This is a genomic window from Pseudomonas sp. 05N433 (genome assembly GCF_056396925.1).
This window is the reverse complement of record NZ_JBFTML010000053.1, coordinates 33,904-50,972: the sequence shown is the minus strand read 5'-3', so window position 1 is coordinate 50,972 and position 17,069 is coordinate 33,904. Positions and strand designations below refer to the sequence as shown.

Annotated in this window: 12 protein-coding genes; 6 read left to right on the top strand and 6 right to left on the bottom strand. The window is 60.7% G+C overall.

Annotated features, from left to right (window positions below; translation table 11 throughout):
- Positions 1–71: 71 nt before the first annotated feature.
- On the top strand, positions 72–1,637 hold the full coding sequence (locus AC1DIS_RS23985) for a carbohydrate porin (RefSeq protein WP_028940758.1): 1,566 nt from the start codon (positions 72–74) through the stop codon (positions 1,635–1,637).
- Between the two features lie 120 nt (positions 1,638–1,757).
- On the opposite strand, the gene AC1DIS_RS23980 is transcribed toward AC1DIS_RS23985, so the two are convergent.
- On the bottom strand, positions 1,758–3,644 hold the full coding sequence (locus tag AC1DIS_RS23980; protein WP_477743215.1) for a sigma-54-dependent Fis family transcriptional regulator: 1,887 nt from the start codon (positions 3,642–3,644) through the stop codon (positions 1,758–1,760).
- Positions 3,645–3,990: 346 nt separating this feature from the next.
- On the opposite strand from AC1DIS_RS23980, the gene AC1DIS_RS23975 reads away from it, so the two are divergent.
- The 5 genes from AC1DIS_RS23975 (at position 3,991) to AC1DIS_RS23955 (ending at position 9,380) form a co-directional block, all read left to right on the top strand.
- Positions 3,991–5,049, top strand: a complete 1,059-nt coding sequence (locus AC1DIS_RS23975) for an ATP-NAD kinase family protein (RefSeq protein WP_477743214.1) — start codon at positions 3,991–3,993, stop codon at positions 5,047–5,049.
- Positions 5,050–5,082: 33 nt separating this feature from the next.
- Positions 5,083–6,060, top strand: coding sequence for a thiamine pyrophosphate-dependent dehydrogenase E1 component subunit alpha (locus AC1DIS_RS23970; protein ID WP_477743213.1), 978 nt, complete (start codon positions 5,083–5,085; stop codon positions 6,058–6,060).
- A 32-nt stretch (positions 6,061–6,092) separates the two neighbouring features.
- Entirely contained in the window at positions 6,093–7,112 is a 1,020-nt protein-coding gene (locus AC1DIS_RS23965; protein ID WP_018928915.1) for an alpha-ketoacid dehydrogenase subunit beta, read from the top strand.
- Positions 7,109–8,221 (top strand): acetoin dehydrogenase dihydrolipoyllysine-residue acetyltransferase subunit, encoded by a 1,113-nt coding sequence (locus tag AC1DIS_RS23960; RefSeq protein WP_477743212.1) that lies wholly within the window; start codon positions 7,109–7,111, stop codon positions 8,219–8,221. The genes AC1DIS_RS23965 and AC1DIS_RS23960 overlap by 4 nt, the downstream gene beginning before the upstream one ends.
- A gap of 94 nt (positions 8,222–8,315) precedes the next feature.
- The gene (locus AC1DIS_RS23955) at positions 8,316–9,380 is read left to right on the top strand and encodes a 2,3-butanediol dehydrogenase (protein ID WP_477781121.1); all 1,065 of its coding nucleotides are present in this window, start codon (positions 8,316–8,318) and stop codon (positions 9,378–9,380) included.
- 93 nt (positions 9,381–9,473) lie between these two features.
- On the opposite strand, the gene AC1DIS_RS23950 is transcribed toward AC1DIS_RS23955, so the two are convergent.
- From AC1DIS_RS23950 to AC1DIS_RS23930, 5 genes are all read right to left on the bottom strand, one after another.
- A complete protein-coding gene (locus AC1DIS_RS23950) occupies positions 9,474–10,529 on the bottom strand; it encodes a hypothetical protein (RefSeq protein WP_477743211.1) in 1,056 nt (351 codons plus the stop codon).
- A 33-nt stretch (positions 10,530–10,562) separates the two neighbouring features.
- Positions 10,563–12,371 carry a hypothetical protein gene (locus tag AC1DIS_RS23945; RefSeq protein WP_477743210.1) on the bottom strand — a complete coding sequence of 603 codons (1,809 nt, stop codon included), beginning with the start codon at positions 12,369–12,371 and terminating at the stop codon, positions 10,563–10,565.
- A gap of 3 nt (positions 12,372–12,374) precedes the next feature.
- The gene (locus AC1DIS_RS23940) at positions 12,375–13,685 is read right to left on the bottom strand and encodes a hypothetical protein (RefSeq protein ID WP_477743209.1); all 1,311 of its coding nucleotides are present in this window, start codon (positions 13,683–13,685) and stop codon (positions 12,375–12,377) included.
- 19 nt (positions 13,686–13,704) lie between these two features.
- Positions 13,705–14,622: a hypothetical protein gene (locus AC1DIS_RS23935; protein ID WP_477781120.1), complete on the bottom strand. Its 918-nt coding sequence runs from the start codon at positions 14,620–14,622 to the stop codon at positions 13,705–13,707.
- A 61-nt stretch (positions 14,623–14,683) separates the two neighbouring features.
- Positions 14,684–17,068 carry a hypothetical protein gene (locus AC1DIS_RS23930; protein ID WP_111453175.1) on the bottom strand — a complete coding sequence of 795 codons (2,385 nt, stop codon included), beginning with the start codon at positions 17,066–17,068 and terminating at the stop codon, positions 14,684–14,686.
- Position 17,069 lies beyond the last annotated feature (1 nt).

The following is a 17,069-nucleotide window of genomic DNA, read 5'->3' as shown; positions in this document are numbered from 1 at the left end:
TGACAATTAACAATTCACGAAAAAAAGGCCGGTCGCAGGACAAAAAATAAAAACAAAACAGGAAATCCCCCATGCAGAAAGCATCAAGCTGGCTACTCGCAGGCGTACTCGGCACCTCGGCGGCCACTGCTCAGGCCGCGACTCTGGAAGAACGCATGGCCGCGTTTGAAGCCCGCGCCAGCGCTGCGGAAAAACGTGCAGCCGCCGCCGAACAACAAACCCAGGCGCTCGCCAGGGAATTGCAGCAGCTCAAACAGTCCACTCCCGCCTTGCAGCCTGTTGCGTCCACTGCGACCGCCACTGCGGCGCCCACTTTGGATACGCGGTTGGCAAAACTCGAAGCCCGTCAGCAAAGCCTGGAGAAGGAGGGCAGTACCGGACACCTCACCGACGGGTTCAGCTTCAAGGGCTACGCCCGCTCGGGATTGCTGATCAACGATGGCCTGGGGGGCGGGCGGGGCGGTCCTTATACAACGCCTGCCGGTTCAGTCGGTGGTGCAGTTGGGCGACTGGGTAATGAAGACGATACTTACATGCGTATAGACCTGTCGAAAGAAGCCTATGCGCAGAACGGCACCCATTCCAAATTCACGGTTTCCATCGCCGATGGAGTGGAAAGCTCCAATGACTGGACGGCCGCCGAAAGTAACCTGAATGTGCGCCAGGTATTTACGGAACTCGATCATCTCGCCGCATTCAAGGGCAATTCGACGTTCGAGAACGCCACCCTGTGGGCAGGCAAGCGATTCGACAGGGACAACTTCGATATCCATTGGCTGGACTCGGACGTCGTCTTTCTGGCCGGCACCGGGGGTGGAATCTACGACGTGCAGATGAACAAGAACTGGCGCTCGAATTACTCGTTGATCGGGCGTAACTACGGGGATTTCAGTGAGGGCGGTGTCAATGCCGATGTGGAAAGCTACATCCTCACCTCCAACCAGTTCTTCGATAATGGTCAGTGGCAGTGGATGTTCAATGGCATTGGCTCAAAGAAAAACGACTTTAGCACTCGCACCAATGAAGCGGGCCTGAAGCCTGCGGACTCCGGCTTGCACAGCATGATCGCGAATCATCAGAAAAACTTTTTCGGCAGGGAAGGCTTCTTCAAGACGGCGCTGCTCTACGGGCAAGGGTTGGGGGCCGAGGTCAAGAACATTGGCTCGGACGGCGAACTGATCGACGACGCCCGTGCGCTGCGCCTTGCGCTGTACGGCGAGACACCGATTGCACCCCACTGGCGCATCGGTCCAAGTCTGCTGGCCGAACAAAGCAAGGATCGCTACGTCAAGGGTGACGACTACCGCTGGATGACCCTGAACATGCGGTTGGCCAATGAAATCAACAGCAATTTCGAGATGGCCTACGAAATGAGCTGGCAAACCATGAACCTCGACCCCAAGGGTTACCTGCAACGTAATGCGGTGGACGGCAACTTCTGGAAATTCACCATCGCCCCGACCTTCAAACCCGACGTTGGAGACCTGCTCACACGCCCCGAGTTGCGAGTGTTCGCCAGCTTCATGAACTGGTCTTCGGACCTGGACCGATACAGCTCCACAGACAACTTCGGCAAGACCGACTTCAACGCCGGCGGTGTGTGGCAGTACGGGATACAGATGGAAACCTGGTTTTAATAGCCGGGGCTTGCTCCCACATTTATTCGATGCCGTTCACCAATACTGTGATCGATGCAAGTCCATTGTGCTGTCCGGTGGCCAACGCTCATTGAGCGGGGCCGCCGGATGAACTCGTGGTCAGCCCCTGCCAGGCATGTCGATGCCATGTTGATGCACCCGTCGATACAGCGTTGCCCGGGAGATGCCCAAAGCCTTGGCCGCGGGGGTGGGTTTCCAGCGATGACGCACGAGGGCATCGATGAGTGCCTCGCGTTCAGGACTGGCGCAGCGTTCCATGGTGTCAGCTGAAGCCGGATCGTTGAGTCGACGGCCGGGCAGATGCTCAGGCAAGTCACTTAATAGAATCAAGTCGGTCTCGCACACCGCGCAGGCGTAACGCAATACGTGCCGCAGTTCGCGCACATTTCCCGGCCAGCGATAGCCGAGCAGGCATTCCAGTGCGGCGCTTCCCAGTTGCATCGCCATTGCGCAGGCCGATGATTCTTCTTCGAGTATCCGGTTGATCAATGCCAGTCGATCACTGCGTTCGCGCAACGGCGGCAATTGGAATCGCGCACCACTGAGGCGGAAGTACAGGTCCTCGCGAAACTCGCCGCTGGCCACCAGGGCTTCCAGATCGCGGTGGCTGGCGCAGACCACCTGAATGTCTATCGCCTTGCTTCTTGACGCTCCCAGGGGCGCCACTTCGCCCTCGGCTAAAACCCGCAGTAGGCGGGTTTGCAGGGTCAGGGGCATATCGCCGATTTCATCGAGAAACAGGGTACCGCCATCGGCCTGTTCCAGCAGGCCTTGCATGCCTTTATTCGAAGCCCCGGTGAAGGCGCCGGCTGCATAACCAAACAGCTCGCTTTCGATCAGGTTTTCGGGAATCGCTGCGCAGTTCACCGCAATAAAAGGTCGATCACGGCGCAGACTGGCCTGGTGCAGCTGGCGGGCGAAGACTTCCTTGCCGGAACCGGTTTCGCCGTGGATCAGCACCGGCAGATTACGGTCTTTGACCCGAACCGCAAGGCGCAAACTTTCTTCCAGTCGCGGGTCGAGTTCGGCGGGTGACAGTACCCGCCGAGCCGGGCTGCGTTTCAATTGCCGTGGCGCGCTGAGTCGCCCATGCAAGACATGGCGGCCACCCCGGCAGTGAAACAGGCAGAGCGATTCGTCTTTGGCGCGATGCAATAACTGCTGATCGAACACTTGGCCGATGTGGTCCGGCAGGTGACCAAAACTTTGCGACAGCCACTGCCGCGCCGCGGGGTTGAGTGCCTGCAGTTGGCCGTCGTCGTCCCAGGCGAGCAGGTAGTCGGGCTGGCTGTCGACGTAGCCCGGGCTGTTGTGGGCCCGCAGCACCCAGTAACCCTGGGCACTGTTCATGAAAAACGCCTGTTCTATTTCCCGTGCGCTCTGCACCACCATCTGCCGGATCAGATGCTGCGAACGACGGTCGTCCGGCGAACGCACCGCAGACACATCGAGCACCCCGAGCAGTTCCCCCCGAGGGTCAAAGACCGGAGCGGCGGAGCAGGTGAGTCCGATAAAAGCCGCGCGGAAGTGATCCCGCTTGTGCACCGTAACCGGTGTTCGTGCGGTCAGCACCGCAGCCACCCCGCAGGTGCCTTCCTCACCTTCTGACCAGCAGGTGCCCAGGTACAGGCCTGCTTTGCGGCAATCATTACGGATGGAGGTTTCCACGCGATAGTCGATGGTCTGGCCCTGGGCGTCGGTGAGCAACACGCAGTAGTCGGCATCGCGCACACGACCATGGAGTCGGGCGACTTCTTCGCTGGCGATGCGCAGGAACAGTTCGGAGCGTTCTCGACACTCTTGCAGCACGTTCTGGGACAGGATCCGCGGCCCTTGTARTGAGCCAGGGTCCAAGTGGTGTTGCTCCATGGAACGGCGCCAGGAATCCAGGATCAAGTCCGGCACGGGCAGTTGCGGCAGGTGCGCTGCGTTCTTCAAAACACGGCTGACGCAATCCACATGCGCCTTCGAGTGTGCGGAAAGCATTAGGGCCTCCGATTCGATCTTCTTTTAGTTGTGCGGGCTATTAAGCGCCGTTCACGGACGGTCGACAAGCATCGGTTCACCCCACTGCGAAGCTGAGACGCGACGTCTCAAGGTCTGGCCGCTAACCCGTGCAGGCTGACATGGGACGTCTCAATCGAGCGGGATCCCATCACTTGGAAATGTAGTCAAAACCGCTCTGGAACGGGCTTTTCGGCGATCTTTTGCGATTCTGGCACCGGCCTTGCTCTAACCCCGGCAACCAGCACGACTGGCAACCCGATAATAACAAGAGGTGCCCTATGTCCTCCTGCCGAGGCTTTTACTCTGCCGTACCCGTGGTGGCGACATGAGTCGCTTGCCCCTGACCGTCGGCATCATTGCCAATCCGGCGTCCGGCCGGGACGTAAGGCGCCTGACGGCGAATGCCGGGTTGTTTTCCAGCACCGACAAGGTCTCGGTGATCCAACGGCTGCTGGCGGCTTTTGGCGCCACCGGTGTCGAGCGCGTGCTGATGCCCACCGACATGACCGGCATCGCGGCGGCGGTGAAGAAGAACAGTCATGGCCGCCAGGCGCGTGGCAGCCACTGGCCAACTCTGGAGTTCCTGGAACTGACCTTGCGCCAGAGCGTGGCGGACACTCGCCAGGCCGCGCGCTGGATGGCTGAACGCGGCGTGTCGCTGATTGCCGTGCTCGGCGGTGACGGCACCCACAAAGCGGTGGCTGCCGAAGTCGGCGACATTCCATTGCTGACCCTGTCGACGGGGACCAACAATGCCTTCCCGGAACTGCGTGAAGCCACCAGCGCCGGGCTGGCCGGCGGGCTATTCGCCAGCGGCCGGATCCCACCCGAAATTGCCTTGCGTCGCAATAAACGCCTGCTGGTGCGGATTCCGCGCCGCGACCTGTGCGAAGTGGCGCTGGTGGACGTGGCGGTGTCCCCGCTGCCCTTCATCGGCGCCCGTGCAATCAGCCGTGGGATCGACCTGGCGGAGGTCTTTGTCACCTTCGCGGAACCTCAGTCCATTGGCATCTCGGCCCTCTGCGGCTTGTGGTTTCCGGTCTCGCGCCAAGCCCCCAACGGTGCCTGGATGCGCCTTGATCCGCAATCATCCGAAGCCTTGCTGGTGCCCCTGGCGCCCGGCCTGTTGCAAGGCTGCGGCGTGCTCGCGGCCGCCAGCCTTGAACCCGGTGTTGCCCATCGTCTGTGCCTGAGCAGCGGCACCCTGGCCCTGGATGGCGAACGGGAAATCGAATTCAACGCCGATGACTTGCCCACCGTGACCCTCGACTCCGGCGGCCCGTTGAGCATCGATGTCAATGCGGCGCTGGCCTATGCCGCGCAAGAGCGGCTGCTGGCCATCGGTCGTGAACACCCGCAACACCCTTTGAACCTTGCACTTTGAAACTTGAGCCTCAAGACACCCTGGAGAATAAAAATGTCGACACAGCTGACTGCTGATCAATTGCTGCATGCCTATCGGGTGATGCGCACCATCCGCGTCTTTGAAGAGCGCCTGCACGTGGAGTTCGCCACCGGCGAGATTCCCGGTTTCGTCCATCTTTATGCCGGTGAAGAGGCCTCGGCCGCCGGTGTCATGGCTCACCTGAGGGATGACGACTGCATCGCCTCCAACCACCGTGGCCACGGTCATTGCATCGCCAAGGGCGTTGATGTGCACGGGATGATGGCCGAAATCTACGGTAAGAAAACCGGAGTCTGTCAGGGCAAGGGCGGCTCCATGCACATCGCCGATTTCGAGAAAGGCATGCTCGGTGCCAATGGCATCGTCGGTGCCGGTGCACCGCTGGTGGTAGGGGCGGCCCTGGCCGCCAGGCTCAAGGGGACCGACGGCGTCGCCGTGGCGTTCTTCGGCGACGGCGGTTCCAACGAAGGGGCCGTGTTCGAAGCGATGAATATGGCCTCGGTGTGGAACCTGCCGTGCCTGTTCATTGCCGAGAACAACGGTTACGCCGAGGCCACGGCGTCCAACTGGTCGGTGGCCTGCGATCACATCGCCGACCGCGCAGCCGGTTTCGGCATGCCTGGGGTCACCGTCGACGGCTTCGACTTTTTCGCCGTTCACGAAGCCGCCGGTGCCGCGGTGGCGCGCGCCCGAGCCGGTGAAGGACCGTCGTTGATCGAGGTCAAGCTGACCCGCTACTACGGTCACTTTGAAGGCGACGCCCAGACCTATCGGGCACCGGACGAGATCAAGTATTTCCGCGAACACAACGACTGCTTGATGCAGTTTCGCGAGCGCACCACCCGGACCGGATTGATCGATGCCAGCCAGTTGGACCAGATCGATGGCGAAGTGGACCTGCTGATCGAAAATGCCGTGCGCAAGGCCAAGTCAGACCCCAAGCCGAGCGCCGCCGACCTGCTCACCGACGTCTACGTTTCCTATCCCTGAACGCCCCTATAACAAGAATCGAGACTTTTATCATGGCGAGAAAAATCAGTTATCAGCAGGCAATCAACGAAGCCCTGGCCCAGGAAATGCGTCGCGACCCCAGCGTGTTCATCATGGGGGAAGACGTCGCCGGCGGTGCCGGTGCTCCCGGTGAAAACGACGCCTGGGGCGGGGTATTGGGCGTGACCAAGGGCCTCTACCACCAATTTCCCGGCCGCGTGCTGGACACGCCGCTGTCGGAATTGGGTTATGTCGGTGCCGCGGTAGGCGCAGCGACCTGCGGCGTGCGCCCGGTGTGTGAGTTGATGTTCGTCGACTTCGCCGGTTGCTGCCTGGACCAGATCCTCAATCAGGCGGCCAAGTTTCGCTACATGTTCGGGGGCAAGGCTTCCACCCCGTTGGTGATTCGCACCATGGTCGGCGCGGGCCTGCGGGCCGCCGCCCAACACTCGCAAATGCTCACGTCGCTGTGGACCCACATCCCCGGCCTGAAAGTTGTCTGCCCGTCATCCCCTTATGACGCCAAGGGCCTGTTGATCCAGGCCATCCGCGACAACGATCCGGTCATCTTCTGCGAACACAAACTGCTCTACAGCATGCAGGGCGAGGTGCCGGAAGAGCTCTATACCATCCCGTTCGGCGAGGCCAACTTCCTGCGCGACGGCAAGGACGTGACCCTGGTTTCCTATGGGCGCACGGTCAATACGGCGATGGATGCAGCCCGCAGCCTGGCAGGGCGGGGGATTGACTGCGAGGTCATCGACCTGCGCACCACCAGCCCGCTGGACGAAGACAGCATTCTGGAAAGCGTGGAAAAGACCGGGCGCCTGGTGGTGATCGACGAAGCCAACCCGCGCTGTTCCATGGCCACCGACATCTCGGCCCTGGTGGCGCAAAAAGCGTTCGCCTCGCTCAAGGCGCCCATCGAGATGGTCACCGCGCCGCACACACCGGTGCCGTTCTCCGACTCTCTGGAAGACCTCTATATCCCCGACGCGGCGAAGATCGAAAACGCCGTGCTCAAGCTGATCGAGTGGAGCAAGCGTTCATGAGCCAGATCCATACCCTGACCATGCCCAAGTGGGGCTTGTCCATGACCGAAGGCCGGGTCGATGTCTGGCTCAAGGAGGAGGGCCAGGCGATCGCCAAGGGCGATGAAGTGCTCGACGTAGAAACCGACAAAATTTCCAGCAGTGTCGAAGCGCCGTTTTCCGGTGTGCTTCGCCGGCAGATCGCGCGCCAGGATGAAACCCTCGCGGTCGGTGCATTGCTCGGCATCGTGGTCGACGGCGAAGCCAGCGAGGCCGAGATCGATGCGGTGATCGAGCAGTTCCAGGCCGCGTTCGTGCCAGGTGACGGTGCCGAGGAAGACAGTGGGCCGAAGCCGCAGAAGGTCGAACTGGACGGGCGACTGATCCGTTACTTCGAGCGTGGCGAAGGCGGGGTGCCGTTGGTGCTGGTGCACGGGTTTGGCGGTGACCTGAATAACTGGATGTTCAATCATGAAGCGTTGGCCGCCGGGCGCCGGGTGATTGCTCTGGATCTGCCGGGCCATGGTGAGTCGACCAAGCAACTGGAACACGGAGATCTGGATGAGTTGAGCAGGGTGCTGCTGGCKCTGCTCGATCATCTTGATGTTCCCGTGGCGCATCTGGTGGGGCATTCCATGGGCGGGGCGGTGTCGCTGAACACGGCGCGCCTGGCTCCCCAGCGGGTGCGTTCCCTGAGCTTGATCGGCAGCGCCGGCTTGGGTGCGGAAATCAACGGCGATTACCTGCGAGGTTTTGTCGAGGCAGCCAGCCGCAATGCCCTCAAGCCACAATTGGCGCAACTGTTCTCCGACCCCGAACTGGTCAATCGGCAGATGCTCGAAGACATGCTCAAGTACAAGCGTCTGGAAGGGGTGGATGCGGCCCTGCGCCTGCTGGTTGCGGGGCTGTTCAAAGAAGGGCGGCAACAACTCGATCTGCGTGGCGTGGTGCAAGAAAACCGGCAACCGGTGTTGCTGATCTGGGGCAGTGACGACGCGATCATTCCTGCGACCCACAGCGCTGGCCTGGCTGCTCAGGTCGAAATCCTGCCGGGTCAGGCGCACATGGTGCAGATGGAAGCGGCCGAGCAGGTCAATCGGCTGATTCTGGACTTTGTCCAACAACACTGATGCCTCCCTTGGCGGCCGGCCATTTGCCGGGCGCCAAGGCCAACGATTTCAAGGAGATTCCAACATGAGCCTTCCAATTGATCCGACCCGCAGCATGCGTGCCGCTGTCTGGCACGGTCGTCACGATATCCGCGTCGAAGATGTGCCGTTGCCCGTCTCGCCACCGGCGGGCTGGGTGCAGATTCGCGTGCAATGGTGCGGTATTTGCGGCTCCGACTTGCATGAATACGTGGCCGGGCCAGTATTCATTCCGGTGGATGCGCCGCACCCGCTGACCGGCATCAAGGGGCAGTGCATTCTCGGTCRTGAGTTCTGTGGCGAGATCGTCGAAATCGGCGCCGGGGTCCAGGGGTTCAGTGTGGGCGAACCGGTGGCAGCCGATGCCTGTCAGCACTGTGGCACTTGTTATTACTGCACCCATGGGCTGTACAACATTTGCGAGAACCTGGCGTTCACCGGGCTGATGAACAATGGCGCGTTCGCCGAGTTGGTCAACGTGCCGGCCAACCTGCTTTACAAGTTGCCGGCCAACTTTCCCGCCGAAGCCGGGGCGTTGATCGAACCGCTGGCAGTGGGCATGCACGCGGTGAAAAAGGCCGGGAGTTTGCTGGGGAAAAATGTGGTGGTGGTTGGCGCGGGAACCATCGGCCTGTGCACCATCATGTGCGCCAAGRCGGCTGGCGCGGCCCAGGTCATTGCTCTGGAAATGTCGGGAGCGCGCAAGGCCAAGGCCCTGGAGGTGGGGGCGAGCCAGGTGCTGGACCCTAATGAGTGTGATGCGTTGGCTGAGGTGCGGCGGCTGACCGGCGGGCTGGGGGCGGATGTCAGTTTCGAATGCATCGGCAACAAACACACGGCCAAGCTCGCCATCGACCTCATCCGCAAGGCCGGCACGTGTGTATTGGTGGGCATCTTCGAGGAGCCCAGCGAGTTCAATTTCTTCGAGCTGGTCGCCACCGAAAAACAGGTGCTGGGTGCACTTGCCTATAACGGGGAGTTCGCAGATGTGATCGCCTTTATCGCCGACGGTCGGCTGGACATCACGCCGCTGATAACCGGGCGTATTCAGCTGGAACAGATCGTCGGGCAGGGCTTTGAGCAACTGGTTAACAACAAGGAGCACAACGTGAAAATCATCGTGTCACCCGCTCGAATCTGAGGCACCTGCAAGAGAGCGATTGATGATGGCCGGGCCTGAACATTCCTGCCTAATTCGGGCAGGAGATGTTCAGGCAACTTGTAGCCCACCTTTTCAGAGCTGCACCCGCCGCAGCCTGCCGCTCAACGGGACGACGGTGTTGTCTGGCATGGGCAGTGGCCGGCCGGTCAAACCCATGCCTTCGCTCACCAGTACCGCATCCTCCAGCAGACACAAGTTGGAAGGGGTATCCAGGTCGCGGGCGAGCACGGCGACCTGGGCGGTTTGCAGATTGCAGCTCAGCAGTCGCCCGGTAAAACGGGTAAAGCCGCCGTGCAGCGGTTCGCCGTTCCAGTCGGGTGGCAAGGGTTGCTGCAGGCGGTCGCAGAGCTCCAGCACCAACACGTTGCCCTTCGGACACAGCGCCAGTCCGGTGGGCAGTTGCAGGCCACGAATCAGGAGCTCGACTTGCCCACTGTCAGGCCAGACCCGAATCACCTGGCCGGCCTGATCGGCAAAGTCGATGCCCTTGCGCGTCGGGTCGCCCTGCAACTCTCCGGAAAATAGACTGATCAGCACTGCGTCGGTCACCGGTTCGTAAACCAGGGTCACCGGGACGGCTTCCTGGCCCTGCTCCAGTTCGGGCAACTGGACCAGCACGCGTTCGTCCTGTCCGCTGGTGAATTCCACCAACTGATTGGTATCGGGCTTGACCGCCAGCCAACTGCGGCGGGTCGGGTGGTAACACAGTGCATTCAGATTGCCACGGCTGTGAAACACCGGTTCGGGCGGTGTGAATTGCAGGTCCAGCAGTTTGGAACCCTCGACGTAATCGGTCTGGCTGACCAGACAGCGCCCGTCACCGCAGGCGATGTCCGACAGCCCCATGATTTCATCGCGCAGCATGCGGGCCTGCATGTTCATGGCGCGAAAACCTTGCGCCAGTATCTCGCCGGGCAGATAGGCGCCGGGCTTGTGCGGATCCGGTCGCAGTCGACTGATACGACCGCTGAAGGGCTGCTCCGGCAGGCCCGAGCCGGCTTCGGTCAACAGCAGGCTGCCATCGGCCTGCACGCAAATGCCCCGAGGGTTCAGCAGGCCTTCGGCGATGATGGTGCTCGGGCACAGGGTTTCGCTGGGCCGCGCCGGGATATTAATGGGAATGGGCATAGGGCTCTCTCCATGAATAACGGATGGATGCGGTTACTGCGGCGGTTGCCACGGTTCACCGGTGAGATAAGCCCGGAGCAGCGCCCGCTGGCAGGGCGACATCGAGCGCACCACGGGCATGAACAGCGTGGTGCCTTTGTACGCATCCGAAGTTCGGGCGAGGATGGGGTTCTTGGCGCCCATGACCGCGTCGGGCTGATTGAGCGGGATGTAGCGCGACATGGCGGGGAAGGCCAGGTAGTGAAAGCGCAGGACGTTCGGGTACATCAGCTCCCAGGTGATGTGGGTGCCCGCGGGGATGTCGAAGTCGGTCTGTGCGTATTTGCGAAAGCTGGTGAAGTAGCCACTGCTTGGAAGGCCATTGGCTGTGTAGGTCAAGGCGACAAAACCCGCCTGGGCGGCAGAACCCGCTTTGACGGTGACCGGGAAACTGATCGCGAGCTGGCCAGGGTTAACGGTCAGCGATGCAGGAAAATCGAGGAAATCCCAGTATTGCGGTTCATCGTACACAGCAGGAGCAGCAGCCTGCAGGTCGATTTCGGTGGCTTTGGGGACCGGACCGCCCAAGTACCTGACCTGCAAGGTGATTGACAGGCCATTGGGGTAGTCCTCCAGGTAGACGTTGCGCTGATCGGCATACACCCGATAGGTCGATTCGGTGGCTTGCAACGTGGTACCGGCGACCTTGCCGGGCGCGTTGATCGCCAGGGCGGCGGTCTGCACTGCCTGTAGCTGGTTGGCGGTCAGGGGCAGGTCGACGATGCCGCCATACACGTAGTAGTCGAATAGAAAGCGGTTGGTCGGGTCCAGGGTGGCCAGTTCAGTGGTGCCTGCGGTGATGGTGACGGGGCCGTAGTTCGCGTTCGGTCCGATAGGGCTGGTGATATCGTCCCTGACGGCCCTGAAGGTTTGCTTCGGAATGACGTTCACCATGTCGATGCTCAGGTAACCGTTGCCGCCCAGGTCGGCATAGCCGGCATTCCCCGTACTCTGGTTGACCAGTTGCCGGCCCGGCTGGCAGTTCAGCGGCTCGTCGGCGAAGGCCGGGGCCAGCGTACCGATGACCCTGCCGATGCTCGGGTTGGGGGTGTATCGGCCGGCGGCATAATCGGCGTCCAGTTGTTCCGTGGTCATCGTGGGGCACATTTCGAACATGACGAAACGCAGGACAATGCCGGTCGCACCCGGTGCCTGGATGATCGAGCGCAGGCCACTGCTGTTCTGGTTCCAGCTGACGATGCTGCTCAAAGGGAAGGTCAGTTGAAACGTACCGCTGGCGTGGAAAGATCCCGGCGCATCCATTTTCGCGGGCAACAGCACACGTCCCGCCACGTCGAAACTGCTGCACACGGTATTACTGCGAATCAGCAACTGGATGTCGCTGTTACCACCAATCTGCAGGCCGCCGACGAATATCTGGGTGGTCGTTGAGGAGGTGGGGTCCAGGTCCACCATCATCGGGCCGGAGACGGGGCCTTGTCCGGTCACCGGATCCACCGAGCCGAGCAGATAAACCGGCTGGCCCACCATGTCGCCGGTGGTGCTGATGCTGCCCGGATTGCCCTGGGAACTGATCAAGGCGTTCTGCATGTCGACGACATGCTGCCCATAGTGATTCCAGCCGCCAGCGGTGTAGTAGTCGCCGTCGGGCGCGTTGATCATGTTGTTCAGCTGATCGTCGGTGTAAGACTGCGCAGTCGGTGCCAGGGTCGAGGTGGTCAGGTCGAAGAGCGGCCATTCATCATTGCCGTCGTAAGGGATGGTGGGGGAGTTGTTCGGCAGGCTGACGTCCGTGCGGATGCCGCCCCAGAAATTCAGGCGTGGTCCATTGAGAATGCTCATGATCTATTCCTCGTCCTTGGTGGTTTTGCCGACAGGCGCGTTGGCGAATTTGAACATGTAGGAGAAATCGGCCTTGTAGGGGCTCTTGACCGGTGTCGCCATGGAGTGGCAATTCATGCAGCTGCTGTTGGGCTGGATGTAGCTCTCCATGGTCACGTTGGCCGAGAGCGACGGGGTCGGCTGGCCCAGTGGATTGCTGGGGTTGTCCGGCATCAACGGACGCTGGGTGGTGATGAGCTGGTAGTACTTCAACACGCTTTTTTGCACGTCCGGGTTGGTGCGGTAATTGGTGTTTACCCCGTTGGTGATCTCGGCAATCGGGGTGACCCGGTTCAGCGGGTTCGGGGTCTGGAACGTGGTGCCGGGTTTGGGCACGCAGACCAGTTGTCCGCCCTGAGTCTGCCAGTCGCAGGGTGACTGGTTGAGGCTGACGAGGGGCGCGGTGGGGTTGAAGTAGGAGTAGGTTGTGCCGGGTGTCGGCTGATCGACCCACTCACCGTGTACCAGTTCCTTGGGCGGAACGTTGTCGATCTGTTCGAAGGTCGACCAGATCCACTGTGGATAGCCATTGACCTTGGTGATGATGTGCAGGCCCACCAGGCCCAGGTAGGCCTCGGTGACACCGCTGCGCTGGCCCTGGTCGTTGAACGTGGCTACGCGCGCCAGCATGGTCAGGTAGTGGCTGGCATTGTCGTTGGGGGTGAGGATGCGCCAGCTCGACTTGACCTCGATGACCCCGTTGGGAAAGTTAATGTTGTTGGCTTTGGAAACGACATCGGCGTTATAGAAGCTGTTGTTGACGATGTAGTCGTAGGACGTCTCGTTGGCCGAAATGTCGTAGTAGGTCGGGTTGCCGGCCTGGTCGATCAGCCAGCCGCCGACAGCCTGATCCACGGCATTCACCTGGGTGCTGTTCTTCAGCGCGGCGATGTTGATGATGCCCAGGCTTTTGGCGGTCTGCGGGGTGTTCCACGGGCCAGGATCTGCCCCCTTCGGCAGGAAGATTTCCTCCACGGTCTTGTAGGTTTGCCAAACGGTGTAGCCGGGGTCCCCAGGCTGTTTGGCGCAGTCGGGATCACCGCGCTGCCCGTCCTGTGCGGGCCAGTTCAAGGCGATGAACATTTGCCAGCTGTATTGATCGAACTGGTCCTGACTGGCATTGGCGGCCGGCGCGGTGCTGGGGGGTTGGCAACTCAGGTTACTGGCCTGCGTCGACGGCATGGCCTGTTCTCGGGCCAGGGCCTGCTCCAGGATCAAGGCCGGCAGACTGGCCAGGCCCACTAACATCACGCAGAAACGGAATGTGGTTTTCATGGCGATCCTTCGTCGTTATTCAGGGTTTGCGTTGCATGAGCTTGTTCCACTGCGCCTTTTGGCCGTTGCTCTGTGACGCCGGTGGCTCGAACAATTGGCAGGGCGRTGGATTCGCCGGGCACATGGCAGCCACTTGCGCCCAGGTCTGGGCCGGGTCCGGTTTGGCGATGCGGAAGTTGGTGTAGTTCTGGCTGACGATGGGGGCATTGGCGACGCTGGCATCACCGGAGAAATAGAACGACTGCGGATGCCGGTAGGGCGGTTGTCCCGTGACGTTCTTGTAGAAGGCGTAGCCGAACAGGATCGGGCCTTGTGGCGAGTCGACATCCAGGGCATAGGCTTGCACGCTGCCATTGAGGTTCTGGCTGCGCGCGGCACTGTAGGGCAGGTGCTTGATGAAATCCTGCCGTGGTGGGTGGTTCATCGGCGAGAACATGCAGCAGGCCGGCATGTCCTTGGGACGGTCCTGGGGATAGGTCAGGAAGTAGGCCTTGTTGCCCAGCGACACGAAGGAGCAGGTGTAGTTGTTGTTCTTGATCGGGAAGATCGGCAGGCAGTATTTCTCGTAGTGTTCCATCATCGCGCCGAAGCCGTCGCCATCCGGCGGGATGTAGGCGGTGTCGTAGTAACTGGTGCCGCGAGAGACGGTGTAGTCCGCCGGGGTCAGGGTGGTGGGTGGATTGCTGTAGGGCGGCGGGTTTTTCTCGTAGTTGTGCATCACCCGGTACATGGTCCAGTCGCTGATCCAGTAGGCCGGGAAAAACGGATCGGAAGGCTCGCCCACGGAACGCTTGGCGATGCAGTTGCCGTTCTTTTCGTTACACCCCAGGTTGTTGTGCACCCCCATGCTGAAGTAGATGGCCTCGCTGTCCTGGGCGAAAACAGGCGGGCTGAGCAGCAGGATCAGCAGCAACAACCGGTCCAAGATGATTTTCATGGGACACCTCCTGTGAAGTGCCGGGTGGCGGACTCGCCACCCGGTAATCCGGCGTGAAACGTCAAAGGTCGTTGTAGTCGCTCATGGAGAGTTTCCTGGGTGGGAAGTTGAGTTTCACCAGGCGTTTGGCCCACAGCTGCAGCACGGCGCGGCGGCTTTGCGACAGGTCTCGGGTGATCGGCATGGCCAGGGTGCTTTCGTCCTGGTTGTCCTTGTTGATCAATATGAGTAACTGGTCGACGGCGCCCTCCACCCGCGTGCGTGAATCAAGGGGCATGTACTTGTTCATGATGGGGTAGAGGTAATAGAACGACTGCAGCACCTTTGGAAAGATGAACGTGTTCCATATTTCTTCCGGAGCTTGCGTGGAGGTGCACATGCCGTTCCAGGTGTCGATGAAGTCCTGTTGCAACTTCATGTCCAGCGGCAGGACCCGCAGCGGGGCAAGGAAGTCGACGTAGGCCTCGGAGAGCGGGAAGCTGAAGGGGATGGTCGGATCCTTATCGCCTTCCTTCACGAAGAAGCGCAGGGTGGGGAAGCCTGGCGCGACTGCCTTGCAGCCTATCTGAGCGATACCTTGGGCGTTGGTGGTGATGACGGCATAGGTGTAATTGACGGAGTTGCCCTTCTCGTCGTTCAGCGTACCGGTGCGACCGATGGGCTTGTCCAAGGTCAGGCAGGGGCGCAGGTTCACCGCGACCGGTTTACCGGAAACAGTGAGGAACTCTTGATAACCGACTGGGGTTCCAGAAGGTTCAGGCACGTCCTGCAGGTCCGTCAGTCGGCGGCCGCTGCCAGTGCTGCGGTAGAGGCCGACCGAGGGTGCGTCGGTGAACTGCGGCAGACCGGCCGTGTTCTTGCTGCGGTCCGCCGGGTTGTCGTAGAACAGCGTGAAGTCGGCGGCGTTGCTGAATGCCAGGTAGTAGTCGCTGCTGGTCACCATGTAGGGGTTGTTGTACTCGGCCACCCACAGTGTCGTGTTGGCGGCCGGCTGGCCATTGTTCTGCACCATGATGGTCAGCTTCTTGTAGTCGCCGACGTCGATGAAGCTGCCGCTTTCGATCACCTCGGCGGTCCATGTCTGCTGGGTGGCGGCGACGGTCTGGGGAGCGCTGTACAGGCCCAACCGACGTAGAATCAGGGGACCGGATTCCAATACACCCTTGGTATAGTCATCGAGGGGAACATCGAGGATACCCGAGCGCTGGTTGAAGGCCGACTGCCGATAGTCCGCGAAGTTCAAGATGACCGCCGGCTTGAATGTTCCATCCTTCTCGGCACCCAAATGGTAGGTACCGGCATTGAATTTTTCCGGGACGGGGATATCAGCCGTGGCATCCACGGGATAGCTCGGAAAGGTATTGCCCAGGTCAAGTGACAGGGTGTAGTCGTTGATCTGTGCCGAAATCACCCCCAACTTGACTTGTTGTGTCTCCTGGGAATACAGCTGGCTCATCGACACCGCCTTATTGGCCACCAGTCGCCTTCCGGCGGGCGCGGTGGGGTATTCACCGGCGAACCACAGCCCCAGGACCGCCGAGGTGCGGCTGTAGGCAGGATTGAAGAAAATCTCGTTGACGTTGTCCAAGCCCTTTCTGTAGAGGTCACGCACTTTCGCCATGACGTTCGGGTTGTTGGAACGGGTGTCGAGGCGCTGTGGGTAATCGTTGAATATCCCGTTCTTGTCATAGCAGGTCAGGTAGACGCAAAAGCGGAACATCAGGCCCTGTGCCCCTTGCTGCTCCATCTGCTGCTTCAGGTTGGCCAGCAGGGACGAGTTGCCGAGCGCCCATTCCAGATTCTCCTTGGGGAAGCAGGTCTGCCAGGTGGTGCTGACGTTCACCAGGCCACCCAGGGCTCCCCAACTGAAGTTCAGGAAACGGTCCATCATCCGGTACTTGCGGTTGAGGGTCAGGCCGCAGTTCGCGTCCCCTAACACCAGTTTGTCGAAGTACAGCGCCGTGAAGGTGTTCTGCCATGGGCTGATATCCACGAAGCGCGCCGCGGTCGGGGTATTGCTGCCCAGGGGGCTGCCGAGCAAGTGGTATTGCGCGCCGATCAGTGCATCCTTATCGATGTAGCTATTGGGCTGCACTTCGCCGCCGATAACGGTCGACTTGGTTTTCCCGTAGTTCACCAGGCCGCAACCGTTGTCGCCAAACAGATCCCATTCGGCGGGCATGTACGGGTCATGCTTCGGATTGATATTGTTTGGCACCTGCTGTACATAGGTCGGCATGCCAGCCATGTACTGCGTCGAGATGGCCCATGGCATCAGGGTGTCGGGAGCATTGTTCCGGTCGATGCCGAAGTGCGTCATGAACGACCAGTTGATGTCCGTGTTCACCGCGTCATACAGCGGGAACATGTCGTTGTTGTTGGCTGTTGGCGGGTTCCAGAACATCTGGCCGTTGAGGTAGATGCGGGGAAAATTCAATACGCTCATG